General features: G+C 42.4%; 20 protein-coding genes and 1 riboswitch. Of the genes, 12 read left to right on the top strand and 8 right to left on the bottom strand.

All coding sequences use genetic code 11. The features are described 5' to 3' along the window. The first annotated feature begins 32 nt into the window (after window positions 1-32). Complete coding sequence (locus HUS61_RS10830; RefSeq protein WP_130050669.1) at window positions 33-272, top strand: hypothetical protein; 240 nt, start codon at window positions 33-35, stop codon at window positions 270-272. 175 nt (window positions 273-447) lie between these two features. Further along, window positions 448-602, top strand: a riboswitch (cobalamin riboswitch). 33 nt (window positions 603-635) lie between these two features. Then, window positions 636-2,489 (top strand): TonB-dependent receptor domain-containing protein, encoded by a 1,854-nt coding sequence (locus tag HUS61_RS10825; protein ID WP_175082425.1) that lies wholly within the window; start codon window positions 636-638, stop codon window positions 2,487-2,489. A 148-nt stretch (window positions 2,490-2,637) separates the two neighbouring features. Here the strand turns inward: HUS61_RS10825 and msrA are convergent, their stop codons facing one another. The 3 genes from msrA to HUS61_RS10810 form a co-directional block, all read right to left on the bottom strand. Further along, window positions 2,638-3,171, bottom strand: a complete 534-nt coding sequence (msrA, locus tag HUS61_RS10820; RefSeq protein ID WP_175082424.1) for a peptide-methionine (S)-S-oxide reductase MsrA — start codon at window positions 3,169-3,171, stop codon at window positions 2,638-2,640. 84 nt (window positions 3,172-3,255) lie between these two features. Next, complete coding sequence (locus HUS61_RS10815) at window positions 3,256-6,354, bottom strand: efflux RND transporter permease subunit (RefSeq protein ID WP_175082423.1); 3,099 nt, start codon at window positions 6,352-6,354, stop codon at window positions 3,256-3,258. A gap of 3 nt (window positions 6,355-6,357) precedes the next feature. After that, window positions 6,358-7,410 carry an efflux RND transporter periplasmic adaptor subunit gene (locus HUS61_RS10810; protein WP_105181361.1) on the bottom strand — a complete coding sequence of 351 codons (1,053 nt, stop codon included), beginning with the start codon at window positions 7,408-7,410 and terminating at the stop codon, window positions 6,358-6,360. Window positions 7,411-7,651: 241 nt separating this feature from the next. Between HUS61_RS10810 and HUS61_RS10805 the strand changes: the two genes are divergently transcribed. The 4 genes from HUS61_RS10805 to HUS61_RS10790 all read left to right on the top strand — a co-directional run bounded on the left by HUS61_RS10805 (window position 7,652) and on the right by HUS61_RS10790 (window position 11,008). Beyond that, the gene (locus HUS61_RS10805) at window positions 7,652-8,359 is read left to right on the top strand and encodes a DUF2982 domain-containing protein (RefSeq protein ID WP_175082422.1); all 708 of its coding nucleotides are present in this window, start codon (window positions 7,652-7,654) and stop codon (window positions 8,357-8,359) included. Window positions 8,360-8,392: 33 nt separating this feature from the next. Continuing rightward, on the top strand, window positions 8,393-8,725 hold the full coding sequence (locus tag HUS61_RS10800; protein ID WP_054551111.1) for a hypothetical protein: 333 nt from the start codon (window positions 8,393-8,395) through the stop codon (window positions 8,723-8,725). A gap of 83 nt (window positions 8,726-8,808) precedes the next feature. Further along, entirely contained in the window at window positions 8,809-10,485 is a 1,677-nt protein-coding gene (locus HUS61_RS10795; protein ID WP_175082421.1) for a DUF1566 domain-containing protein, read from the top strand. Between the two features lies 1 nt (window position 10,486). Further along, on the top strand, window positions 10,487-11,008 hold the full coding sequence (locus HUS61_RS10790; protein WP_175082420.1) for a DUF1566 domain-containing protein: 522 nt from the start codon (window positions 10,487-10,489) through the stop codon (window positions 11,006-11,008). Here HUS61_RS10790 and HUS61_RS10785 read toward each other — a convergent pair. Further along, complete coding sequence (locus HUS61_RS10785; RefSeq protein ID WP_175082419.1) at window positions 10,996-12,105, bottom strand: tRNA nucleotidyltransferase; 1,110 nt, start codon at window positions 12,103-12,105, stop codon at window positions 10,996-10,998. The two genes, HUS61_RS10790 and HUS61_RS10785, sit on opposite strands and share 13 nt — an antisense overlap. A 125-nt stretch (window positions 12,106-12,230) precedes the next feature. Between HUS61_RS10785 and HUS61_RS10780 the strand changes: the two genes are divergently transcribed. Both HUS61_RS10780 and HUS61_RS10775 read left to right on the top strand, forming a co-directional pair. Continuing rightward, a complete protein-coding gene (locus HUS61_RS10780) occupies window positions 12,231-13,148 on the top strand; it encodes an ExeA family protein (RefSeq protein ID WP_058585795.1) in 918 nt (305 codons plus the stop codon). Window positions 13,149-13,161: 13 nt separating this feature from the next. After that, a complete protein-coding gene (locus HUS61_RS10775) occupies window positions 13,162-14,214 on the top strand; it encodes a general secretion pathway protein GspB (RefSeq protein WP_175082418.1) in 1,053 nt (350 codons plus the stop codon). A gap of 19 nt (window positions 14,215-14,233) precedes the next feature. Here HUS61_RS10775 and HUS61_RS10770 read toward each other — a convergent pair whose 3' ends face one another. Continuing rightward, window positions 14,234-15,442 carry an HD-GYP domain-containing protein gene (locus tag HUS61_RS10770; protein WP_175082417.1) on the bottom strand — a complete coding sequence of 403 codons (1,209 nt, stop codon included), beginning with the start codon at window positions 15,440-15,442 and terminating at the stop codon, window positions 14,234-14,236. Window positions 15,443-15,602: 160 nt separating this feature from the next. Then, window positions 15,603-19,406: a bifunctional proline dehydrogenase/L-glutamate gamma-semialdehyde dehydrogenase PutA gene (gene putA / locus HUS61_RS10765; RefSeq protein ID WP_062566400.1), complete on the bottom strand. Its 3,804-nt coding sequence runs from the start codon at window positions 19,404-19,406 to the stop codon at window positions 15,603-15,605. A 166-nt stretch (window positions 19,407-19,572) separates the two neighbouring features. Here putA and HUS61_RS10760 point away from each other — a divergent pair, with 166 nt between their 5' ends. Then, on the top strand, window positions 19,573-20,055 hold the full coding sequence (locus HUS61_RS10760; RefSeq protein ID WP_054551119.1) for a winged helix-turn-helix transcriptional regulator: 483 nt from the start codon (window positions 19,573-19,575) through the stop codon (window positions 20,053-20,055). Between the two features lie 48 nt (window positions 20,056-20,103). Here the strand turns inward: HUS61_RS10760 and HUS61_RS10755 are convergent, their stop codons facing one another. Beyond that, complete coding sequence (locus tag HUS61_RS10755) at window positions 20,104-20,703, bottom strand: TIGR04211 family SH3 domain-containing protein (RefSeq protein WP_175078429.1); 600 nt, start codon at window positions 20,701-20,703, stop codon at window positions 20,104-20,106. A gap of 213 nt (window positions 20,704-20,916) precedes the next feature. Here HUS61_RS10755 and HUS61_RS10750 point away from each other — a divergent pair, with 213 nt between their 5' ends. The 3 genes from HUS61_RS10750 (at window position 20,917) to HUS61_RS10740 (ending at window position 23,567) form a co-directional block, all read left to right on the top strand. Beyond that, on the top strand, window positions 20,917-22,437 hold the full coding sequence (locus tag HUS61_RS10750; RefSeq protein ID WP_175082416.1) for a CYTH and CHAD domain-containing protein: 1,521 nt from the start codon (window positions 20,917-20,919) through the stop codon (window positions 22,435-22,437). A gap of 37 nt (window positions 22,438-22,474) precedes the next feature. Continuing rightward, window positions 22,475-23,083: an START domain-containing protein gene (locus tag HUS61_RS10745; RefSeq protein ID WP_175082415.1), complete on the top strand. Its 609-nt coding sequence runs from the start codon at window positions 22,475-22,477 to the stop codon at window positions 23,081-23,083. Between the two features lie 79 nt (window positions 23,084-23,162). After that, window positions 23,163-23,567, top strand: a complete 405-nt coding sequence (locus HUS61_RS10740; RefSeq protein WP_175082414.1) for a diacylglycerol kinase — start codon at window positions 23,163-23,165, stop codon at window positions 23,565-23,567. A gap of 52 nt (window positions 23,568-23,619) precedes the next feature. On the opposite strand, the gene metK is transcribed toward HUS61_RS10740, so the two are convergent. Then, a complete protein-coding gene (metK, locus tag HUS61_RS10735) occupies window positions 23,620-24,771 on the bottom strand; it encodes a methionine adenosyltransferase (protein ID WP_054551125.1) in 1,152 nt (383 codons plus the stop codon). Window positions 24,772-24,937: the final 166 nt, after the last annotated feature.

Here is a 24,937-nt window from a genome sequence, read left to right as displayed (position 1 = left end):
ATCTTCTAGCTATTTTCAGCTAGAGGATATTTATGTCAGTAAAAAACAAAACAATTGACCGTAATAAACACGGTAAAATAAACAGAAAATACACAGGTCCACACAGTACTTATTTTTACCAACAAACACCAAGTTGGTGGGTGAAAATGACAATGACTAAGCCAAGAAGACGCTTAAATAAAGCTCTTTGCAAGCTTGTGCTGAATGGTGCTGACCCAGAAGGAATTGTTTTTCCGTTAGGAAACTCAAAACCTCATGAGTACTTCTGGTAATCATTGTTTTATAAAAGCCAATCACCATGCTGATTGGCTTTTTTGATCTGTCTCCACTTGCAGCTTGAAGCTTTAGACTTAAAACTTGTCTTTAGCGGTATAGCCGTCCATTGACTTTCTTCCCCAAAATCATCACAATAACGGCCTATTTTCGAGGTGCTTGCTGTATCTTCAGATACGTTTTATTTCAAAGGGTGAAATAGTCGCAAGATAATCGGGAAGTCGGTGCGTTTTCAGGGAGAAAACAATGCCAACACTGCCCCCGCAACGGTAATGTAAATGCCATGCATGTACAGAGTCCGGAGACCGGCCTTGAAGTAACTTACTATTCGCATGTGCGGTGGGCACAGGCTAGGGGATATCATGCTAAATAAATCTGCGTTAGGCGTAGCGGTTGCTGCTGCGTTGTCTTTTTCTGTATCTGCTGACGAGCAATCAATCGAGCACATCACAGTTTCTGCCAATAAATTCGAACAATCAATTAATGATGTATTAGCCAGTGTTACTGTCATTGACCGCGCTGATATTGAAGCAAGCTATGTGCGTGACTTACCAAGCTTACTGGCAACGCAAGCAGGCTTTCAAATTAATGCCAATGGTGGTTTTGGGCAAAGCTCAGGTGTTTCATTACGTGGTGCAAGTTCTCGTCATACGCTAATTTTAATTGATGGTGTACGCACCGGCTCTGCAACACTTGGCTATAAAAGTATTAGCAATATTCCTTTAAACAGTATTGAGCGTGTTGAAGTAATTAAAGGCTCACGTGCTGCTGTATATGGTTCTGATGCGCTAGCAGGTGTGATTAATATCATTACCCGTAAAGCACAAAACACGACCTTAGATGTTACTTTTGGCTCAGACTCTTACCAAGAGTACCAAGTAGCGACAGGTGGTCAGTTTGCGGGTGCTGATGTCGCCGTTAATGCCGGTTATGAAAAAACAGATGGTTTTGATGTTTTGCAAGGCTTAGCCCCTGATGAAGACGGCTACGAGAACAAAAACCTTGGCTTTAATCTTGGTTATCAAAATGAGCAGTTAGGTGAGTTTTTAGCGCAAGCACAATACTCAGAAGGCGAAGCAAAATACGATAGCGCTTATAGCCCTGCAGACAGCACCGTAGAAAAAGGCGAGTTCGAAAATTACCAAGCTTCACTAGGTTGGAAAAAGGCTTTCGAAAAACACAGCCACGCCATTGATATTGCTATATCAAGTGATAGTTCAGATGACTCACGTATTGATTACACTGGTGCAACGGTGGTTGATAAGTTTGAAACTGAGCGTGAGCAAATCGATTACAATGGCCAATACTTTTTCAATCAAGCTCTGACTCTTAGTGGCGGTTTGAATTGGTATAAAGATGAAGTGAACACTAACTCAGGTACTTACTTAAAAGACAGCCGTGAAGTATTCGCTGCGTTTGTTGGTGCTTATTATGACGACGAGCAAGTGCTGGCAAACCTAACCGTTCGCCAAGATGATGATCAACAGTTTGGTGATGAAACAACTTACACCGCAGCTGTTGGCTATCACTTAAATGACATTGCTACATTCCGCGTAAGTCAAAGTACGGGTTTTAAATCTCCAACATTTAATGACTTATACTACCCAGGCTCAGGTAACCCAGAGTTAAACCCTGAAACATCAGATAACCAAGAGCTTGGCTTATCACTCAATGTGAATGATATCATCCTTGATATTGCGATTTTCCGCAGCGAGATCGACAACAAAATCGCTTGGGCACCAAATGCATCAGGGCAGTGGATCCCAACCAATATAAACGAAGCTCGCCACGAAGGTGTTGAGTTTAGCTTTAAAAACCAAGTGTTTGGCTTTGATCACAGCTTTAACTTTACCTACCTTTCAGCGGAAGATACTGAGACAGGTCAGTCACTAACCTATGTGTCAAATCACAGTGTGAATTGGTCATTAAACAAAGCATGGGGTGATTTTGATGCCGGTATCGATATGCAATACCGTGGTGATCGTGATGGCAAGTTAACGCACTTACCTTCGTATACGTTATGGAATTTAGTTGGTCACTACCAAGCAACTGACAACTTAACTGTGTCACTACGTGTAGAAAACCTATTCGATAAAGAGTACAACGCCGTTGATGCCTATGGTACAGACCTAGATGGTGATTACATCAACGACGAATTTTATTACTACAACACGGCCGAGCGACGCCTGTTTGTAGGTGCCCGCTATCAGTTCTAATAACTCTTAAAGTCAGCTGAGTTGTTTACTTATAGCTAGTAATTGACATTAATTTGCCCGTTGATGTCATTAGTCTTAAGTTAAAATAAGCTCAGCGTTATTATTAGTTCTGCGTCTAAAAGCTCGCTACCTACTTAGCGGGCTTTTTTCATTTTAGTTTATCTGCGTAATACTGTTCGAACTTTGCAAGCTTAGGGGCAATCAGAATACTGCAATAACCTTGATTTGGGTTTTCATTGTAATAGTCTTGATGGTACTGCTCTGCAGGGTAAAAGTTTGTAAGCGGGCTAAGCTCGGTGACAATCGGCTCACGAATTTGCTTTTGTAAGGCATCAATCATGGCTTGAGATTCTGCTTTTTGCTTTCCATCATGATAGTAAATAACACTTCGATACTGAGTGCCGACATCATTACCTTGGCGGTTTAACTGTGTGGCATCGTGTAAAGTGAAGAACATTTCAAGTAGGGTGTTATAGCTCACGAAACTGCTGTCAAAATCGAGCTGAACCACTTCAGCATGACCCGTTAAGCCAGTACAAATTTGCTGATAACTTGGGTTTTCAATCTCACCGCCGGCATAGCCAGAGCTGACATTAAGCACGCCTTTTACACGTCTAAATGCAGCATCAATACACCAAAAGCAGCCGCCGCCAAAAGTGGCGATTTGTATGTTGTTATCCATATTTCACTCCCTTACCGTTTTGCTGACTATAGCCGAAAAAACAAAACGCCGTAAAGACGGCGTTTTGTTAAAGCTCAAACTCGTTTAAATTTCTTCTAACGGCTTGTCTTTTGCTTGTTGTTCTAACTTGCTCTGTAAGTACTCAGGCGACTGGGTATTTCGGGCAAGTGCGCTGTATGCTGCAGGTACTACGAACAAGGTTAGTAAGGTTGCAACAATAACACCTGTAAATACCACCACACCAATTACCATGCGACTTTCTGCACCTGGGCCACTTGCAAGTACTAGCGGTACCGAGCTCATTACTGTGGTCAATGAGGTCATAATAATTGGGCGTAAACGTTGTGTCGCAGCTTGGCTAATCGCTTCGTTAAACTCTACGCCTTTATCGCGCAGCTGGTTTGCAAACTCAACAATCAAGATACCGTTTTTCGCACTCAAGCCTATCAGCATTACGATACCAATTTGGCTGTAAATATTCAGAGTAAGTCCGGTGTACCACAAGCCAAATAACGCACCCACTAAACCAAGTGGCACAGTAAGCATGATCACAAATGGGTGAATAAAGCTTTCAAACTGGGCTGCAAGTACTAAGAAGGTCACAGTCAGTGCTAGTATGAATACATAGGTCATTGCCGATGCACCTTCATAGAACAGCTGCGATTCACCCTTGTAGTCGATTGCACCGTCGATGTCGTTTTCTTCCGCTGCCACTTGATTTAAAAAGTTAAGCGCTTCTTCTAGGGTATAACCATCTGCTAAGTTCGCACTTAACGTAATTGCGCGCATACGGTTATAACGGTTTAAACGCGATGCAGTGGCTTCTTCTTTTAAGCTAATTAAGCTATCAAGCGGTACTAATTCGCCACTACGTGATTTTAAATAGATATTTGAGATATCAGTCGGGTTAGCAAAGTCTTCTTTGGTGCCTTTTAAAATCACATCGTATTCTTCACCACGATCGATAAAGGTTGTTACGCGGCGTTGCCCTAACATGGTTTCGAGTGTGCGGCCCACATCCGATACAGAAACCCCTAAATCAGCGGCTTTGTTTTTATCAATGTTGATTAAAAACTGCGGGAATGTTTCTTTGTAATCGTGGTCAATTCTTACCAAGCCCGGGTTTTTCTCAGCACGTTTGATAATACGGTCTCGCCAATCGGCTAGCTGGTCGTAATCGTTACCTTGCAGTACAAATTCAATCGGGCGAGATGAACCACCGCCACCAATACCACGGCGCATAATTGCAAACGCACGCACATCGGTCACTTCAGTCATTTTACCGCTGATTTCATCCATTACTTCCCAGGTCGAGCGCTTACGCTTATCCCAGTCGGCCATACCGATGATAGCAACACCACCTTGGCCGCCCCATCCAGGTACACGAACAAGCACTCGGCTCAATTCACCAGACTCAGAGTAAGGCATTAAACGTTCTTCAATTTTAGCCATGTTTGCAGCGTTATTTTCATAACTTGCGCCCTCTGGGCCACTCATCATGATAAAGAAAGTACCGCGGTCTTCTTTTGGAGTAAGCTCTGAAGGCACTTTTTGAAACAGCATAAAGCTGGCAACACCAGCCAAAATCATAGTCAGTAGTAAGCTCCACTTACGGCCCATATTTGAAGCGAGAGAGTTACGATAGGCGTTTTCGATTTTGTTAAAGGTTCTATCCATCCACTGGCTAAATTTACTCTCTTTTTCTGAAGCTTTTAATACTTTAGAACAAAGCGCCGGAGAAAGGGTTAATGCAGTAATACTCGAGAAGAACACCGCGGCACTTACTGCCATCGCAAATTCTGTGAATAGGGCACCAATACGACCATCCATAAACACTAGCGGTACGAACACCGCAATCAGTACGAGTGTGGTGGCAATAATCGCAAAGCCAACTTCACGGGCACCACGAAACGCAGCAAGCAGTGGTGGTTCACCGAGCTCTATACGGCGGTGAATATTCTCAAGCATTACAATCGCATCATCTACCACTAAACCGATAGCAAGCACGAGTGCCAGAAGAGTTAACAAGTTGATTGAGTAACCCATAGCGAGCAAGAACATAAAGCTGCCTACTAACGCCACTGGTACGGTTACAGCAGGTACTAGGGTTGCGCGGATATTGCCTAAAAATAGGTAAATAACCAAGACAACTAGCGCCATTGAAATCCCAAGGGTTCTATACACTTCATCAATAGACTCTTTGATGAAAATTGATGAGTCATAGCTGTCTTGAATGGTGGTGCCTTCTGGCAGGTTACGCTTAATTTTTTCAAGCTCTGCGCGGGCATTATCAACCACGGTTAGGGTATTGGCTTTGGCTTGCTTGACGATACCTAAACCTATCATATTACGGCCATTGCCACGGAATAAGCTTTCGTCGTCAGCAGCTTCTAAGTGAACATCAGCCACTTCACCTAAACGTACTAAATAGCCATCATCACCACGTTTGATTACTAGGTTTCGAAAGTCTCGCTGATCTTTATAACTACGCGCGGTACGTACTGTAAAATCACGGTCGATAGATTCGATTTCACCGGCAGGTAATTCAACGTTTTCAGTGCGTAAGGTGTTTTCAATATCGCTACTGGTAATACCGCGTGCTGCCATCGCTTTACGGTTTAACCAGATTTTCATTGCGTATTTACGCTCGCCACCAACGCGTACATTAGAGACACCATCAACAACCGCTAATCGGTCAATAATAAAGCGCTGTGCGTAATCAGATAACTGCAATGAATCCATAGTGGTACTGTTTAGTACGAACCAGGCAATTGGGCTTTCATCACTGTTTGATTTAGAGACCTCTGGTGGGCGAACTTGCTCTGGCAAGCTATCAAGGGCACGGGCTACACGTTCACGTACATCGTTTGATGCAGCATCAATATCGCGGCTGATATTAAACTCAATGGTTATATTTGAGCGGCCATTTCGGCTTGATGAGTTAATACTTTTAATGCCTTCGATACCCGAAATGCGGTTTTCGAGTACTTGGGTGATTTTAGTTTCAATAATCTCTGCGCTGGCACCAGTGTAATCGGTGCTAACGCTGACAATCGGTGTTTCAATATCTGGGTATTCACGCAGGGGTAGCATAGAAAAAGCCACCAAACCAAAGGTGAGTAACAACAGGTTTATTACGATCGCAAAGACCGGGCGTTTAACGCTAGTATCAGTAATTTTCATGGTTTAGCCCTTGATACTTACTTTGCTGCCAGTACGGATCTTAATGATGCCTTCAGTCACAACTTGCTGACCATTTTCAAGGCCTTTATCAATTGCTACCCAGCCATTGTGACGACCAGCCACATGTACTTCGACTTTGTTAGCAACGCCATCTTCAATTTGGAACACGTAGTGTTTGTCTTGCTGAGGAATGACGGCTTTCTCTGGTACCATTAGCGCTTGGTTTGAGCTTAACTCTAATGCGGTGTTTAACAGCATACCTGGGCGTAATAGACCTTTTTCATTGATAAAGCTTGCAGTCACTTCAACGCTACGAGTGACTGAATCGATACGCGAGCTAATATGCGTCACTTTACCGTTAAAGGTTCTATCTGGGTAAGCATCGTTTTGTGTCATTACTTTCATTCCTAGCTGTAACTGCGCTAGGTATTTTTCTGGTACTTTAAAGTCGACTTTAATGATGCTGATATCATCAAGGGTGGTGATGTTTGTAGTATTGCTAACATAGGTACCAATTGAAATTTCGCGCTTACCAAGTAAGCCAGAAAACGGTGCTTTAATCGTCATTTCGGCAAGTTTTGTTTTAGCGCTTTCAAGTTGTGCTTCGGTTGCGTCAACGCGAGATAGCTGCTCTTCTAATAACGATTTAGCCGTAGCCTGTGAGCGAGATAGCTCAGTAAGGCGTTCAAGTTGACGGCGTTCTTCACGTAAATTAATGCTTAGCTCTTTCACTGCTAACTCTTCTTCTTGAGATTGCAATTGAACCAGTTTTTGACCTTTACTAACTAAGTCGCCATCATTGAAAAAGATATCGGTAACATAATCGTTTTGTGCACTGCGAATATAAATCGCTTGGTTAGCACGAGCACTACCAATTGCTTCTATTAGCACAGCATTTTCTTCGGCTGTAACAGTGTGTGCTGTCACCTGCGTTGCTCTGTCGCCAAAGTTGCTTTGCTCACCTTGGCTTGAAGGTAAATACAAATAAATACATAACCCTAGCAAAAGGGTAATAATAAAAGGAAAAAGTGCTTTACCAGATTGTGTAGAATACATCATCGTGTTACCAGAAAATTAGTTGAGTGTAGTGTACAAAATTAGTACGTGCCCCGTATGTCAGGTATCTCATAAATTTGTGCATTTGGCGTAAAAGTTAAAAGTTCGGCTAATTTGTTCCTTTATTGTGACTAAAAGAGAGGTTTTAGTATGGGTAAAGAACCAAAATGTAATTATTGTTTAACGCTTAGAAAGATAGTTTTGGTCACAATTGTGATGTTTATTTTTTACTTTTCTGTTTATGGATAAGAAACCTCCTGCACTTAGAGTGCGCGCACAAGCATCCCGCCATGGCAGTGAGTTTTTAATTGTGGGCGGTATTGGGTTAATCATTATTATGCTAGTTAACCTATTGAGGCCCGGTGAAATTAGCATTGTTGAGATTTTTTTAGCCACAACCTGCATAGCGGCAATTTTTATTGGCTTTTTAAAAACTCAAGAACCATACTTTAGCCTAACATTTACTCAGAATTTACTTATTTATCATCACAAAGTTGGGAATTGGCAGCTAAATCATGCTAATTTTCATCATAGTGGTATACCAAAAGTGGAACAGGGCTTAGAATACCTTGAGTTAAATGCAGTTGGTATTAAACTCAATAACATAGATGAATTTTTAACACAGATTCACCCAAGAATTGCCGGACGATTACTAATAGAGCAGCGTCATCTATTTATGCAAGTTATTCAAAAACATTGCAAAAATGGTGATTGCCCATCAAAATGGTTAATAGAAGAGACGGACTACACTGCCCCAAGTGGTCAGCTTTACAAAGGACTGATTGCCATGTTTGCCAATCGTACGCAGCATTTAAGGCAGTTGACAGGATACGATTTATTATTGCCTGCCAATGTACTTGATGTTGATATTTGGCAATTTAGTGCTGATTTGAATCGTTGGAAACTGAATCCTAGTGAGTTTATAGAGACTCGCTTACAGAAAAAGTAAGCTATAGGTGGCAGTAAGTAGTAGGAAAAGGCTATGAGTCAAGAACGTTCTTTTATTAAAAGCGGTCGAAACACAATTATACATAAAGATAAAAAACTCGACTTAGTGGTTGTGAATGGTGAGAACCACCCACGCATTAAAGTTACTCAAAATGGTTTAGAGCCGTTTAAAGAAGACCTGCCAAAAAACCGTCGTGAAGCCAAAGAGCGCTACTTAGAGATGGTGTATGTATCAAGCCCAGATGTATTTGCAGAAGAAAAACGTTTGTTGTTTATCCAAGCCTTAGATGGCAGAGAGTACAAAGTTGATTACAGTAAAATAGGCACTAAGCTCTTCGTACGTATTCATCAAGAAAGTTATTTATAACCCCGACTCTGGCACTTTAATTGCTTATTATTAGCTTATTTGGCAGTCGGCCATGACCGACTTTGCATTTTAAGGTGGTAAACATGAGATTAGTGCCTCTTACCCTAGTTGCATTAACGACATTAACAGCCTGTGGCGGCGGTGGCGGTTCGAGTGATTCGAATCCAGTGGCAGCAACAGTTAATGCAGGCTCAGATCAGCAAATTATTGAAAAAAGTGAATTTACTGTCTCTGCCCAAGGCTCACCAGCTGATGGCACCTTTACTTGGGAGCGAGTCAGTGGCCCCGCACTAGAAGGGTTCCCTGCAGAGGGCGCTGAACAAACCATTACCGCGCCTGATATTAAACTCGACTCTGAACTTGTTTTAAAAGTGAATTATCAAACCGATGGGCAACTTGTTTCCGATCAAGTCAGTATTTTTATTACATCAAATAACCAACTGCCTGTTGCAGTGATCACGCAAACAGCTCCTGAAGAGTTACCATCGCAATATAATGATGTTATTACATTAAGTGGCGAAGAGTCTGCTGATATTGATGAAAATGGCTCAGTTGACAGTTACTTGTGGACGCAACTTGATGGCCCGGATTTAACGGCTGACAGCTACAACAATCAAACCATTAGCTTTACTCACCCACTACTTGAATCAAATACAGCGATGACGTGGCGTTTAACTGTAACGGATGATGAAGGTGGCTCAGCAAGCACTGAGGCGTCGTTTACCTTAAACAAAACCGTTGAAGTAATTATTGCGGATGCAGGCGAAGATCAGCAGGTTATCGAGTTTGATACCGTTACCCTTGATGCCAGCAATAGTGAAATTGTGACGGCAACAAAGTCATGTTTTTGGGAGCAATTAACAGGCGAAACTGTGACCTTGGCAAACCAGAACCAGTGTATCACGACGTTTGTAGCCCCTGATGTTGATACCGATTCAGAGCTTAGTTTTGAAGTTACCGTGACCGACAGTAAATCGCGAAGCGACACTGATACTGTGATTATCGATATTAGCCCAAAACCACTTGGTTTAATTAACGATACAGGCATGAGTGATTGCTATAACAACTCACAAAAAATTAATTGTGACAGCGAAGACTTCCCAAGCCAAGACGCCGATGTAGGTCGTGATAGTGTCGCAAACCAACTAGATAAAGTAGGTCAGGGCGACTTAGCGTTTGATTTTACTAAAATGAATGAATTTGCCGACGAACTCCCAGATGATGCGACCAGCTTTAGTTGTGTTCGAGATAATGTGACGGGCCTTATTTGGGAAGTAAAAGAAGCCAGTTCAACATTACCACCGTCGACAGCTGATCGTGCAGCAACAAACCATTATACTTGGTATTTAAATGGTTCAAGTGGTGTGCAAACAGGCAGTGTGCAAGGGGCTGCGAGCTCTACTTGCCCAAGCACCAGCGACTGTGGCCTGCAAACTTACATTAATGATGTGAACAGCAACGATTTTTGCGGTGGTACAAATTGGCGTGTGCCAACTTACACCGAGTTATTAGGGTTATTAGATTATGCCAAGCAAGGTGAGTCTACGTTACTTAATAGTGATTTCTTCCCAAATCAACCAAGTGATACTCAGCTAAGTACCGGTAGCAGTTCATTTATGCCTTATTGGACTTCGCAAACAGCGGCAGATGGTACGAGTTTATCGCAAGCTTATATTATCGATATGAGTAGTGCTAATGACTTAGCATATCCAAAAAGTAATACCGCCTTTGTGCGCTTAGTTAGAACGCCGGGAGAGTAATATGCGAAAGTTACCTTTAATCACAGTAATTACCGGTATTGCTCTGCAATCGGGTTTTGCTGCTGCGCAAGTATGTTACAGCGCCGTCACAGAGACGACCCCTGATAGCCGTTTTGTAATTAATGAAGATGGCACTGTAAGTGATAGCGAAACGGGTCTTATGTGGCAACGTTGTACGTTTGGTCAAAGCTATGATAGTGACACAGATACTTGCGAGGGCACGAGCCAGCAACTTACGTGGGGCGAAGCTTTACGCGGGGCTGAAAATGCAACTTTTGCTGATTACAGCGATTGGCATGTACCAAATGTTAAAGAGTTAGCAAGTATTTTAGAGCATAGTTGTGTGCAGCCTAGCATTAACGAAAACGCATTTTTATCGACTGAGCTGCAAAACTACTGGAGTAGCACTTCAGGGATCAGTCGCACTGATCTAGCTTGGGTGTATCAATTTGATAAAGGCATCAACAGCCTTCACGCAAAAACGTCCGATGTTTATTTGCGTTTAGTGCGCTACGAAAAGTAGCCTTTAATAATCTCTAACCGCGCTTGCTCAAGCGCGGTTTTTATTTCTGCGCCTTTAATACCTTGTGCAATAAACTGTTGCGGGTTGACTGCTCGTGCTTGTGTGGCTGCATTTACTAAAGAGTCATAGCGGGCTACTGGCTGTTGCTGGCTTATCTCTAACACCTTTAATACTTGCTCATAACGTTCAGGACGACGCCATAAATCAAGTTGGTTAAAGCAGGCAAAAACGGCCTCGCTAGATGGTTTTTCTGCACTTAACGTTGTTTGATGTGTTTGGCTAAATAGCGCTAAATCGCGCACTTCATTAGGTAAGCGTATATTACTAGCTATCGCTTTTATCTCGTCGCTTGAAAGCGCTAAGGTAACTTGGCTAAATAATAACGCAGTGTCACTAACTTGCAGTTTATTCGCATAGGCAAAGCGAGCTTGTAAGGTATGGTAAAGCTCATCACACCATTTACTTTCAAGCTCAGGGCTAATTACATGCAGGCCGCCAATACTATCAAGTACATTTAAAAACTCGCAAAATGCGCCATCACTGAGGGATTTTTCGCATTCTAACCAAACGCGTTCAGCAGTTAGTGTGTTTAGCTCTTTGGCTTTGACCATATCAATTAAAAGCGCCTTGGTTTCTGGCGCAATAGTAAAGCCGAGGTAATGATAACGAGCAGCAAAACGCGCCACGCGTAATATGCGTAGAGGGTCTTCACTAAAGGCATCGGAGACATGACGTAATACACGACTTTCAAGATCCTGCTGACCAGAAAATGGGTCGACTAAGCTGCCATCTTGAGCTTGAGCAATGGCATTTACGGTGAGATCTCGACGAATTAAGTCTTGCTCTAATGTGATATCTGGCGTGAAATCACAAATGAAGCCGGTGTAACCTTGGCCTTGTTTTCGCTCAGTGCGCGCTAGCGCATATTCTTCTTTACTTTGTGGGTGTAAAAATACCGGAAAATCTTTACCAACTTGTTGATAGCCTTGGTTGATAAGTTGTTCAGGCGTTGCACCAACTACCACATAGTCGCGCTCTTTAACGTCACGACCAAGTAGGGCGTCTCTGACTGCACCACCGACTAAATAAACCTGCATAAAACACCTATAATTTTGCCTTTTCGCTATTTTACGTTATTTAACCAATAAAATGTAAACAAGGTTTTAAGTAGCGATGTTTTTTGCCATTATAGACCGTGATTTTAAACGCAAGGAATAACACGGTGTATTTAAGCTATTTTGGCTTGTCAGAAAAACCCTTTTCGATTGCCCCAAATCCTGAGTATTTATTTCTTAGTGAACGCCATAAAGAGGCATTAGCGCACCTTACCTATGGATTAGGTGAAGCGGGTGGCTTCGTTTTGTTAACAGGCGAAGTGGGTACAGGTAAAACAACACTAACTAGAAGCTTGCAAGAGCAGTTACCTGAAAACACCCAAGTGGCACAAATTCATAATCCGGCTTTGTCACAGCTTGAACTGCTTGCCAGTATTTGTGACGAATTAAAGATTGAATATGACAGTACTAATGCGACTTTGAAGACCCTTACTGATGTGATTAAAAAGCACCTTGAGGCAAACAATCAAGCGGGCGGTCACACCATCTTAATTATTGATGAAGCACAATTACTCGCACCTGATGTGCTAGAGCAGCTGCGCTTGTTAACCAATATCGAAACAGATCATAAAAAGCTGCTGCAAATTGTATTAGTAGGGCAACCTGAGCTTCAAGAACTACTAAAACGTACTGAATTAAGGCAACTTGCCCAGCGTATTACTGCGCGTTATCACTTATTACCACTGACAGAAGGGCAAGTGTTTGCCTATGTTAAGCACCGTTTATTTAAAGCGGGCACAGAGCAAGCATTGTTCTCAGGGGATGCGTTAAAAGCGATTTATCAGGTTACTCAAGGCGTACCAAGATTGATCAATTTATTATGTGAGCGCTGTTTAGTGGGAGCTTTTTCACAGCAAAAATTGAGTATCGACAGCGAGCTTGTGATGCGCTCAGCCGCAGAAGCACTGCCGCCAACCAGCACTCCTGTTGCTGTAGCAAATAAAGAGCCGAGTTATGTTTGGCTTTACCCAGTTTCATTTTTAGCCGTATTAGGAATGGGTATTGGTTTATCCTACCTAATATAACGAGTGTTCATTTATGTCATTATTACTAGATGCAATTAAACAATCTGATCAGCACGCACAAACTGCCGTTGATCATGACCAAGCCGCACTTGCGCTCAAACAACAGCAAGAATTAACACGGTATCGACGCTTAGCTTTTTCATTTGGGCTATTACTGGCGGCTATATTAACGCTTATGGCAGGATTTTCGATTGGTAAATGGTTACAGCAAACTAAACCTGTTGCTGAGCAGCCAAAGCTTGTTAATAACAGTAATGAAACCACAGAAAACGTTGCCACTGAGGTTCAGGCAAGTCCTGAAACACAGCAACCCGCTAAGCAACAGCAAGTAGCGCAAAGCCAAAACCCGCAAGCGACCAATAACCCAGCCCAAGTAACAACGATGCAACAAGGGCAAGTGCAACAATCTGTACCGCAACAAATGATGCAGCAGGTGCCAGTGCAAGGTCAGCAATATCAGTGGGTACAAGTTCCGGTAAATTCAGCCCCTGTGTATGCAAATCAAGGTTATCAAGTACAACCTCAGTACCAGCAACAAGCTGTGTATCAAAATCAGCCAGTGTATCAGTCACAGCCACAGTTTTCGCAGCCAATGCAACAAATCAATCCGCAGCAAATGAGCAGTAATGGCATTGATTTAAGTAAATACAAAGTGCTCGGCAAGCCACTTAATGGTCAGTCAACTCAACCTGCTTCTCAATCATCAACAAATGATGAGCTCAAAGATGTACCAGATACATTGAAAGATGCTTTTGCTAAAGCGGTTGAAGATGTTGATAACAAACACAGTGTTGATATTACCCGTAGCACTAAAAATACGTCTTATGCAGAGCCAATTGAGCTCTTGCCTGATGCATTACAAAGCCTTATTCCTACCATTAAATACCAAGCGCATATTTATGCTTCAGAAACATCGAAGCGCTGGATCAAGTTAAATGGGCGTGAGTTATACGAAGGAGATAACATCGGCGTGTTATCAGTCATTGAAATCACACCAGAGCAGAGCTTATTAAGCTACGATGGCTATGAGTTTACGTTAAAAGCATTACAAGACTGGCCTGAGTAGCCAGTCTTTAGTTTAAGGGCTAAGGTAGAATTGCACTTTTAAAAAAGCGGATCAGGTCGATGTTAAAGTCTCTCGGCCTGACTGCTGATTCTAAGCTATCGTGACAGCGGCTGTTAGCCAAATCAATATCTTGCACTTCGGTATAGCGTGCATGTTTAGCGTTATAAAACACTTTAACTTGAGGTTTTAAAGGACTTGTAGGGTTACTGTGAGTGACCACACCTAATTTTTGGCTTTCAAGTTTCACTAAGGTGCCGACTGGGTGAACACCGATGCACTGAATAAACTTAGTGACTAGGTCTCCGTCAAAGCTATCTGGGCAACCATCTTTAAGTATTTTAAAGGCCTTAATTGGCTCCATGCCTGCTTTGTAGACCCGCTCAGCGGTTAATGCATCATACACATCAACAATCGAGGCCATACGTACGTACAAGCTTATCTCTTCACCACTTTTACCAAATGGGTAGCCACTGCCATCTAAGCGTTCGTGATGGAAGCCAGCTATATCAACAGCAATCCCGCTCAAGCCTGCTTGCTCTAAAATTTCTTTACTGAAACGAGCATGATCTTGAATAGCTTGGTACTCTTCGTCAGTTAACTTGCCAGGCTTATTGAGTATCTCATCGGGAATATTGATCTTGCCAATATCGTGAAGTAAAGCACCGGTCGCAAGCTCTTCAATAATGGCTTTTTCAATACCTAAGTGCTTAGCAAAAATACTCATCAAAATTGATACATTGATAGAATGCTCAAGTAGGTAAGCATCTTTTTCACGCATACGAGTGATACAGGCAAGCGCATCTTGATTACGAAAAACCGAATCAATAAAGCCACTTGCGAGTTCTTTGAAAGGGGCAATATCAATTTTGTTGCCATCGCGGATATCGTCAAAGGCTTTGCTTTGCAATGATCTTGCTTCGTTATATAAGCTGTTTGCTTTGCCCATTTCTGCCGACACACTATGGGTTGTGTGCCAAGGATCAAAAGCGCTAGTCTCGCCAACAGGTTGCGGATTATGTTGCTGCTCAACCACTTTATTCTCATTGTCTAAGGTCAGAGTTTTGTCCGGGTCGATAGCTATTTCTAATATGCCAGCCTTGATCAGCTTATCTATACTTCCCTGTGTTTTTACCCAACCTTGGTTTTTTATACGGATCTTGCCTGTTTGTTTTGTCACACTTTGGACAAACATGCCGGGCTTAAGTTGATTGATAGGGAGTGTTTTCAAAGCCTTTACTTCTAGTCGAATACATTACTATAAAACTAGCAGAAAATTTGTAGCTCGGTAAACAAGAATAATAAAAAGGTATCTGTAAAATCAAAAGCCCCCGCAAATGCGAGGGCTTTTAAGTAGCTCAGGAAAGTTTAATTTCCTTTAACTTATACGATTACTCGTCGTCTTCAACTAAGGTCATTAGTGATGTGTTACCACCTGAAGCGGTTGTATCAACACTGATTGTTTTCTCAGTTAGTAAGCGCTTGATTAGCGTGTCGTAGTACTCAGAGCTGATCACTGGCAGGATTGCACCTTTACGTTGTGCTAGCTGCTGGCTGAAGTAGCCTAAGCGTGATGAACGAGCTGCAACAACCGCACCTGCAAGGTGAGGGTGCGCCAAGATAGCTTGTAACTGATTAGGTTTAGCTACTTGGAATACACCTTCAGCGATACCTGTTGAGATAAACTTGTCTCTGAATGCAACTGCTTCGTCAAAGAATAACTCAGAAGCAACCGTGATTACTGTGTTACCAGCAGCAAGTGCTGTGATAATCGAAATTGCCCAGAAGTTAAATGACGTACTCTTATCAGCATAACAAACCACACAGCCACGAGGCTCTAAGTGAAGTGTGTTTGACTCACCCGTTGGTCCAGGTAACACAGTGTGCTTACGCATGTGTTTTTCAAGACGGTTAAGTTGCGCACGGGCATCAGCTAGCGTTAATGCTAAATCATCTGCAAGCTCGTCGATAATTTCTACAGTCGCTACTTTTGCAAGTAATTGACGTACAGCAGAAACTCGGTCGTTCAGTGGTGTTGCACGCCAGATTTTCTCGTCGCGTAATGAGTTATCCATTAGCGTAGCAACCTGCTCAGCTGCACCTGAATAGTGGTGAGTATCTAACTCATCAGGTGTTAGGTTTGTCATTTGTACGTTATCTGGTGATGCTTTTTCTTTCACTAGACGTTGTAGGTAGTTAGGGCCACCCGCTTTAGGACCAGTACCAGATAAACCACGGCCACCGAAAGGTTGTACGCCAACAATCGCACCGATCATATTACGGTTGATGTAAACGTTACCTGCACGTGACATTTTCGCTAGGTATTCACAGCGCTCTTCGATACGCGAATGCACACCCATTGTTAAGCCAAAGCCTGTGCCATTGATTTGGTCAATCACGTTATCAAGCTCTGTGCCTTTAAAGCGGATGATATGTACACATGGGCCAAATACTTCGCGCTTAAGTACAGATAAATCTTTGATTTCGTATAAACGAGGTGCAAAGAAGTAAGCACCATTTTCATTGTTATCAGGAATAGCACACTCATAGTGAAGTGTCGCATTACCTTTTAAGTATTCAACATGGTCATTTAAATTTTTCAGTGCTTTTTCGTCGATAACAGGACCGATATCCGTTGAAAGCAATGACGGGTCGCCAACGTGAAGCTCTTTTAAAGCACCTTTGATCATCTCAATGATGCCATCAGCAACGTCTTCTTGTAAGAATAATACACGCAGTGCAGAACAGCGTTGACCAGCACTTTGGAAACCTGAACTGATCACATCGTCAACAACTTGCTCTGGTAGAGCGGTTGAGTCAACGATCATACAGTTTTGACCGCCTGTTTCAGCGATAAGCGGTACTTGAATATCATTACGCGCAGCAAGTGTTTGCGAAATAACAGTACCTGTTTCTGTAGAACCTGTGAACATAACAGCTTGAATGCGCTCATCAGGAACGATAGTTTTACCTACTTCGCTACCACGAGCAATAACAGGTTGTACAACGTGCTCTGGTAAACCTACAGATAGCATCAGTTCAATGGTACGAAGTGCGATTAAGCTTGTTTGCTCAGCAGGTTTAGCAATAACTGTGTTACCAGTCACGATTGCTGCAGCTACTTGACCTAAGAAGATTGCAAGTGGGAAGTTCCATGGGCTGATACATAAGATCACCCCACGTGCTTCAAAGCGCTCATCTTCAGAAAGTTCTTCAGCGCGTGCTGCGTAGTAGCGGCAGAAATCCACTGCTTCACGAACTTCATCGATACCATCTTGCGTTACTTTACCTGCTTCTTTGATACATAGTGCCACTAACTCATCGTGATGACGCTCTAAGATGTCAGCAACACGACGTAATAAGTTTGCGCGCTCTTTTACTGGCGTTTGTGACCATGACTCAAATGCTTTTTCTGCATTTTCTAAAAGAGCAGTCATTTCGTCAGAAGATTGTAGTTTCACATGACCAATGATTTCTTTGTGATTTGCAGGGTTCTTCACAGGAAGAGAGCCTTCTGGCACATCGCTTAATTCAATGCGGTGCTCAGCAAACCAGGTATCAAGGTTTTCTTTAAATGGTGTGATTACATTGATATCAGTTAAGTCCATGCCTTTTGAGTTAGCACGTTCTTCGCCATATAAATCAATAGGCATCTTAATTTGCGTGTTGTACTTGTTACGTAAACCTTGCAGTGTTTCTACAGGGTCAGGTAATAGTGACTCAACAGGTTTTGTGGTATCAACAATCGCATTTACGAATGATGAGTTAGCACCGTTTTCTAATAAACGACGTACTAAGTAGGCAAGTAAGTCTTCGTGTTGACCCACTGGTGCGTAAACACGACATTGAATTTTCTCTTGGGTTACGATTTGGTCGAATAACGACTCACCCATACCGTGTAGGCGTTGGAATTCAAAACCTTCGTTATCACCTTTTGCAACTTCTAAGATTGTTGCTGCAGTGTAGGCATTGTGTGTAGCAAATTGCGGGTACAGTACATCACGTGCTTCAAGTAATTTGATAGCACAGGCTTTATAAGAAACGTCAGTGGTCGCTTTACGTGTAAATACTGGGTAATGATCTAAACCATCTTGTTGAGTGGTTTTGATTTCTGTATCCCAGTATGCACCTTTTACAAGGCGAACCATTAGTTTACGACCAACGCGACGAGCTAGCTCTGCAACCCACTCAACGACAAAAATAGCACGCTTTTGGTATGCTTGAACTGCTAAACCAAAGCCGTTCCAGTTACCTAAATCGTCATCACTGAATACCGCTTCAATAACATCTAAAGAGATATCTAAACGATCAGCTTCTTCAGCATCAACAGTAAAGCCGATATCGTAGCTTTTCGCTGCAAGCGCAAGTTCTTTTAACTTAGGTACGATTTCAGCAATAACACGTTCACGATGTGTGAATTCATAACGTGGGTGAATCGCAGAAATTTTAACTGAGATACCAGGGCTCTTGATTGGACCACGGCCATTTGCTGCTTTACCAATCGCGTGGATAGCTGTCATGTAGCTGTTGAAGTAACGCTCTGCATCTTTCATTGTGCGTGCGCCTTCACCTAGCATATCGTATGAGTATACGTAGCCTTTTTGCTCTTTATCGGCTGCACGTTCAATTGCTTCGTCGATAGTACGACCCATAACGAATTGCTTACCCATGATCTTCATCGCGAAGTTCACAGATTTACGAATAACAGGCTCACCTAAACGACCAATTGTTTTCTTAAGAACACCGAATTGCTGCTCTTTTGACTTGTCGCTGTAGTTAACCATTTTACCGGTTACTAACAGACCCCAAGAAGAGGCGTTTACAAATAAAGAATCGCTGCTACCTAAATGCGAGCTCCAGTCTCCTTTAGCAAGTTTGTCACGAATTAGTGACTCTTGCGTTGCTTTATCTGGAACACGTAATAGTGCTTCTGCAAGACACATTAATACAACGCCTTCCTCACTTGAAAGTGAGAATTCATTTAATAGTGCATCTACACCGCTTTGACCATCCTGATCGCGACGGATATTTAAAACCATTTGACGAGCACGTTCCCACGCTCGGCTACGCGCTTTCACGCCTACTTCAGCCAAAGGCAAAATATGATCAATAACCGCATTTTCGTCAATACGGTAGAAATCACGGATCTTTTGTCTAATTGGACATTCAGTTGTCAAATCGCCATTAAATAGCATATGTAACCCTCTGGTATGTGGAGTCTAGAAATGAACTTATTGCATTTCTTACCATTGATATAATTCGTGCATTCTAATTAAAATCCAGCAGAATATGCTGGTTAAATTTTTCGATTTACGATAATTTACAGGGCATACCGTTAACTTAGCCGCATAAAATTCTGTTATGACCAGTCCGAATAGATTACGCATGTTAGATCGCATCGATTTAGCAATTTTAGACGCTCTGCAAAAAAATGGCAGAATATCGAACGTAAACCTCGCAAAACAGGTAAATCTGAGCCCAAGCCCGTGTCTAGATCGTGTAAAACGTTTAGAGCAAGAAGGCTACATCGAAGGCTATTACGCAAAGCTTAGCGAAGCAAAGCTTAACCAGAGCTTGTTAGCACATGTGCAGGTATCGTTAGTGACCTCGAATACATCGGTATTTAAAGTCTTTCGTGAATATATTTTAAATATTCCACAAGTGGTTGAATGCGACATGGTTGCTGGTGGCTATGACTACTTATTAAAAGTACGAGTCTCAGATATGGATGAATACCGCCAAGTGCTGGGGGATTTAGTTGATATCCCAGGGGTAGGTACGCATCACACCTATATGGTGATCGAAAAAATTAAACAAGATACCGGACTAAGGTTCGATATATAGATACAAAAAAAGCACCATCAGGTGCTTTTTTATTGACTAATTAGTGGCTTATGCCCAGCCGTCGTAACGTTTACGGCGAGATAACACCACGGTTAAGATAATACCTAACAGTAAGCCGATAAATGCAATTGCGCCGCCATATGTAAGTAGCTGACGCTTCTCTTTAGCACTAGCTGTTTGCTTTGCATTGCGCTCAGACTCAATGGTGTTCTTAAGTGTTTCGATTTGCTTGCTAAGAGCTAGGTTTTGCTCTGTTAGTGATTTGTTCTGCTCTTGTAGTTGTGGCAACTCAATTTCAGCTTGGCGAAGCTGCTCTTGCATTACCGTCATGTCGTTATTCAGCGCTTGAAACTGTTGTTGAATACCCGCGTTTTCAGTAACAAATTTTGACTCTACCCAACCTTCACGATCTTTATCATCACGAATTTTAAAGTAGCCATTATCTTCACCTGACAACAACACAACTTGCGTACCAGCATCAACTGAGCCCAAAATGCGGTAGTTTTTACTTGGGCCTGAGTGCATAAAGGTGTACAGGTTATCGACTATGTAGGCGGTGTTTTGGTTATCGCTGCTTGGCGCTTCTTCTGCGTAGCTAATAAAAGAGGTGGCCGCAAGGAGCAACCCAAAAATACACTGTTTTAACATCAATCTACCTTGTTAATGTGATCTTGCCTAGAAGTGGCTAAATTTATAATTTCTTTATGTATAGAGATAGTAGGGATTTCAACTATTAATAGCAAGGCTGATATTGTAATCCATGCGTGAGCTTAACCGCAAAAAACAGGAAAAAATTTGCATTAACAGTCTGCTTTGTTTATTTTGATCACTTATTTATTTTAAATGTACTCCGCAAAGCGAATGGATACTGAGATAGAACTGAAGTTTTTGGTGTCAGATGCCGTTGTTCCACTGATCCCCGCATTAATTACCCAATTTGCAAAAACCGTTACCAATAAACCGTCACGCAACTTACAAAATGCTTATTACGATACGCCAAGCCGAGAACTACGTGCTTTAGATATTGGCCTTCGTACTCGCTGTTGCGATGGTGAGTGTGAGCAAACCATCAAGCTTGCCGGCGAAGTGGTTGGCGGCTTACATCAGCGCCCAGAATACAATTTACCACTGTCAGGTAACCGCCCCGATTTACTCGCATTTGATGCTGCTATTTGGCCGCATGGCATGCAAGTGACTGGTATTGCAGAAAACCTATACCCAATTTTTAGCACTAACTTTATACGCCGTACTTGGTTACTCGAAACCGAAAATGGCGCAAAAATTGAAGTGGTATTAGATAAAGGTGAAGTTGCTGCGTCGGGTCAGGTTGAGCCAATCTCTGAACTTGAAATCGAACTGATTGAAGGTAGTCGCAATGAGTTGTTTGCTTTGGCAGATAAACTGGTAAGTGAAAGCAACGTTCGCTTAGGGCTCTATTCTAAAGCCGCTCGAGGTTATCGTCTTGCAGATGACAAACCATTAAAAGCAAGCAAATCAATTGGCTTTGTGCCACTAAAACGTGGTGCAACCCAAGAACAAGCTTTAGTAGAAAGCATTAACTACGCGATTCGCTTTGTACAAAAACATGAAGCCTGCTACTTCATAAAACCAAGCTTAAAAACCCTTAAGCGTGTCACCGACGGTATTCGTTTAATTCGCCATACATTTTGGCTGTTTGACGATATTGTTAGTAAAGACGATACCGACTCATTGCGAACAGAGTTAAAGTGGTTATTGAGCGAATTAGCGTGGGTTGAAAATGCTATTCAGCTAAAAACCTACACATCTAAGCGCCACGCATACTACAAAAAAATCAACAGTGCGCCTGAGCTCACACAAGTTATTAATGACTTAAAAGAGTTACAGCCAAGTATTGAAGATATCGAAACTCTTTTTCATAGCACCCGATACAACCGCTTATTATTACAATTAACAACCTGGTTAATTGAAAAACAATGGCGAAAATCATGGGGGCAGGCTGAGTTTCAGGCTGCAGAAAAACCAGTTGCCGATATTGCTAAGCGTTTATTTGCTAAAGATTGGCACGACATGCACGAGCTTATTCCTGAGCAGCAAGTGTTTACAGATAAAGACTATTTGGCACTACGCACCCGTCTTGAAAACTCATTACTCAGCGGCAACTGCTTAGGTGCCTTGTTCGATAAAGAAGACAGAAATGAGTTCCGTATGCCGTGGGTTGATATCTCCCATGGTATTTATGAGTTAAGCACTCTTGAGTACTTAAAGCAGTTATGCGCAGGGCAAGACGACTTAGAGCTGACAAAAATTCAATCATGGCTTGATCAAAAGTCAGAGTTTTTGGTTAGTGCGATGGAGCAAAGTCGCCACGCGTCATTTAATACAGACCCTTATTGGTTTTAAATAAATGCGCTTGTGCCTATGGATAGGGTTAGCATGTTTGAGTCTCGCGGCAGTAGCTAACCCTATTGAATGGCAAACCTACAAACAGCAAAACGGCATAAAGGTTAGCTATAAAAAGCACGAAACTGGTATTTTAGAAATTAATGCTTCTGTGCTGGTAAAAAATGCCAAGGCCAGTGATTTTATGGCATTGCTCAGTGATACCGACAACGCCGCAAACTGGCTCGAAAATGTCAAAAGCGTGACGCTAATGGAGCGCTTAAGCCCTTCAGAAACCCTTGTTTATACCCACTTTAATTCGCCTTGGCCGGTATCAGATAGAGATTTAGTCAGTTACTCTTGTTATCACGCTTTAGATGAGCACAAAACCGAGTTACAAATCAAAAGCCAACCTTATGCAAAAGCCGAAGTCTCTGGCGTTGTGCGTATTAAAGACCTCACCGCCTATTGGCGTTTAGAGCAGCAACAAAGTAATTTGTTGGTCAGCCATCAAGCCTATGCTGATCCAAGTGGTTCCATTCCGCATTGGTTAAGTAACAAGGTATCGCTAAAAAGCGTTTATAAAACGCTACAAGCACTGAGAGAACAATTAACTAATAATCAGTTTTCCCGCGCAAACACCAGCAGTATTCCAGGTGATTGCTAGTTTTTAATCAAGCGTATTTGGGTGACAGAGTAAGAATTTATCATTATGATCAGGTTAATTCTGAGCGGGTAGGTAAAAAATGAAAGAACCAAAAATTCCCCTAGTTAATAAGCCAAATGGTATTGGCTTTGGGCGTATTTTAAAAGCAACCAAGTGTTCTATTAAAGGCTTTAAAGCGGCATTTAAAGAAGAGTCGGCATTTCGTTCTGAAATCTATTTAGGGGTGTGTTTATTACCCTTGTCAGTGGTTCTTGCGCAGTCATTAAATCATTGGTTAATGTTGTTTATTCCTTACTTGTTATTATTAATTGTTGAGTTACTTAACTCGTCGATAGAAGCGCTCACTGACCGAGTAGGGATTGAGTATCATGTATTATCGGGACGAGCTAAAGATATGGCTTCTGCGGCAGTGACATTGAGCTTGCTAATTCTAGCCTTAGTTTGGGGTGTCGCAGTTTACGAAAAGATAGTTACCTACCTTTAAATCAGACACAAAAAAAGCGCCAAATGGCGCTTTTTTCATTTTATCTAACCTATTACAGGCCAGCAGCTGCGCGAAGTGCGTCTGCTTTGTCTGTACGCTCCCAAGGGAACTCATCACGACCGAAGTGACCGTATGCCGCAGTCGGTTGATAGATAGGACGCTCAAGATCAAGCATTTGGATTAAGCCGTAAGGGCGTAGGTCGAAGTGCTCACGTACTAATTCGATTAGACGCGCTTCTTCTAATTTACCTGTACCAAATGTCTCGATGCTGATAGATGTTGGCTCTGCAACACCGATAGCGTAAGAAACTTGTAGCTCACATTTGTCAGCAAGGCCAGCAGCAACCACGTTTTTAGCAACGTAACGAGCAGCATATGCAGCTGAACGGTCAACTTTTGATGGATCTTTACCAGAGAAAGCACCACCACCGTGACGAGCCATACCACCGTATGTATCAACGATGATTTTACGACCTGTAAGACCACAGTCACCCATTGGGCCACCGATTACGAAACGGCCAGTTGGGTTGATGAAAAACTTAGTTGCGCTTGAGATTAGCTCTGCAGGAAGAACCGGCTTAATGATCGTTTCCATTACCGCTTCAACTAAGTCGTTTTGTGAGATTGAATCACAGTGTTGAGTTGAAAGAACAACGGCATCAATACCAACAGGCTTGCCATTTTCGTATGCAAACGTTACTTGAGATTTTGCATCTGGGCGTAACCAGTTAAGCTCACCGCTTTTACGAACTTCAGCTTGACGCTGAACTAGACGGTGTGAGTAAGTGATTGGTGCAGGCATTAAAACGTCAGTTTCATTACATGCGTAACCAAACATTAGACCTTGGTCACCAGCACCTTGCTCTTCAGGGCGAGCACGGTCAACACCTTGGTTGATGTCTGGAGATTGTTTACCGATAGTGTTTAAGATCGCACAAGAGTCAGCATCGAAACCCATGTCTGAGTGCGTGTAACCGATTTCACGTACTGTTTTACGTGTGATTTCTTCGATATCAACCCAAGCGCTAGTTGTGATTTCACCACCAACCATCACCATACCGGTTTTAACGTAAGTCTCACATGCAACACGGGCATGAGAATCTTGTTCAAGGATAGCATCTAGAACCGCGTCAGAGATTTGGTCCGCGATTTTATCCGGATGACCTTCAGAAACAGATTCAGAAGTAAATAAATGTTTTGCCATTGTATTTCTGCTCACAAATATTGCGCTTCACAAACGTCGGTAATAGCGCTAAAAAATTAAGGGGCGTATTTTATCTAAAACAAATATGTTTGCATAGTAATTTTACGCCTAGACGTCTATTTAAAATTACTAATAACGTATTGTTCTTAACAAACGCCCATAATTG

This window comes from Pseudoalteromonas sp. 0802, from assembly GCF_013350085.1.
In the GTDB taxonomy this organism is placed as follows: Bacteria; Pseudomonadota; Gammaproteobacteria; order Enterobacterales; family Alteromonadaceae; genus Pseudoalteromonas.
This window is presented reverse-complemented; position numbering and strand designations above follow the sequence as displayed.

Excerpts from the sequence above, each read along its gene's own strand:
- HUS61_RS10830 (WP_130050669.1), top strand. The coding sequence starts at position 33 with ATGTCAGTAAAAAACAAAACAATTGACCGTAATAAACACGGTAAAATA.
- HUS61_RS10825 (WP_175082425.1), top strand. The coding sequence starts at position 636 with ATGCTAAATAAATCTGCGTTAGGCGTAGCGGTTGCTGCTGCGTTGTCT.
- msrA (WP_175082424.1), bottom strand. The coding sequence starts at position 3,171 with ATGGATAACAACATACAAATCGCCACTTTTGGCGGCGGCTGCTTTTGG.
- HUS61_RS10815 (WP_175082423.1), bottom strand. The coding sequence starts at position 6,354 with ATGAAAATTACTGATACTAGCGTTAAACGCCCGGTCTTTGCGATCGTA.
- HUS61_RS10810 (WP_105181361.1), bottom strand. The coding sequence starts at position 7,410 with ATGTATTCTACACAATCTGGTAAAGCACTTTTTCCTTTTATTATTACC.
- HUS61_RS10805 (WP_175082422.1), top strand. The coding sequence starts at position 7,652 with ATGGATAAGAAACCTCCTGCACTTAGAGTGCGCGCACAAGCATCCCGC.
- HUS61_RS10800 (WP_054551111.1), top strand. The coding sequence starts at position 8,393 with ATGAGTCAAGAACGTTCTTTTATTAAAAGCGGTCGAAACACAATTATA.
- HUS61_RS10795 (WP_175082421.1), top strand. The coding sequence starts at position 8,809 with ATGAGATTAGTGCCTCTTACCCTAGTTGCATTAACGACATTAACAGCC.
- HUS61_RS10790 (WP_175082420.1), top strand. The coding sequence starts at position 10,487 with ATGCGAAAGTTACCTTTAATCACAGTAATTACCGGTATTGCTCTGCAA.
- HUS61_RS10785 (WP_175082419.1), bottom strand. The coding sequence starts at position 12,105 with ATGCAGGTTTATTTAGTCGGTGGTGCAGTCAGAGACGCCCTACTTGGT.
- HUS61_RS10775 (WP_175082418.1), top strand. The coding sequence starts at position 13,162 with ATGTCATTATTACTAGATGCAATTAAACAATCTGATCAGCACGCACAA.
- putA (WP_062566400.1), bottom strand. The coding sequence starts at position 19,406 with ATGCTATTTAATGGCGATTTGACAACTGAATGTCCAATTAGACAAAAG.
- HUS61_RS10760 (WP_054551119.1), top strand. The coding sequence starts at position 19,573 with ATGACCAGTCCGAATAGATTACGCATGTTAGATCGCATCGATTTAGCA.
- HUS61_RS10755 (WP_175078429.1), bottom strand. The coding sequence starts at position 20,703 with ATGTTAAAACAGTGTATTTTTGGGTTGCTCCTTGCGGCCACCTCTTTT.
- HUS61_RS10750 (WP_175082416.1), top strand. The coding sequence starts at position 20,917 with ATGGATACTGAGATAGAACTGAAGTTTTTGGTGTCAGATGCCGTTGTT.
- HUS61_RS10740 (WP_175082414.1), top strand. The coding sequence starts at position 23,163 with ATGAAAGAACCAAAAATTCCCCTAGTTAATAAGCCAAATGGTATTGGC.
- metK (WP_054551125.1), bottom strand. The coding sequence starts at position 24,771 with ATGGCAAAACATTTATTTACTTCTGAATCTGTTTCTGAAGGTCATCCG.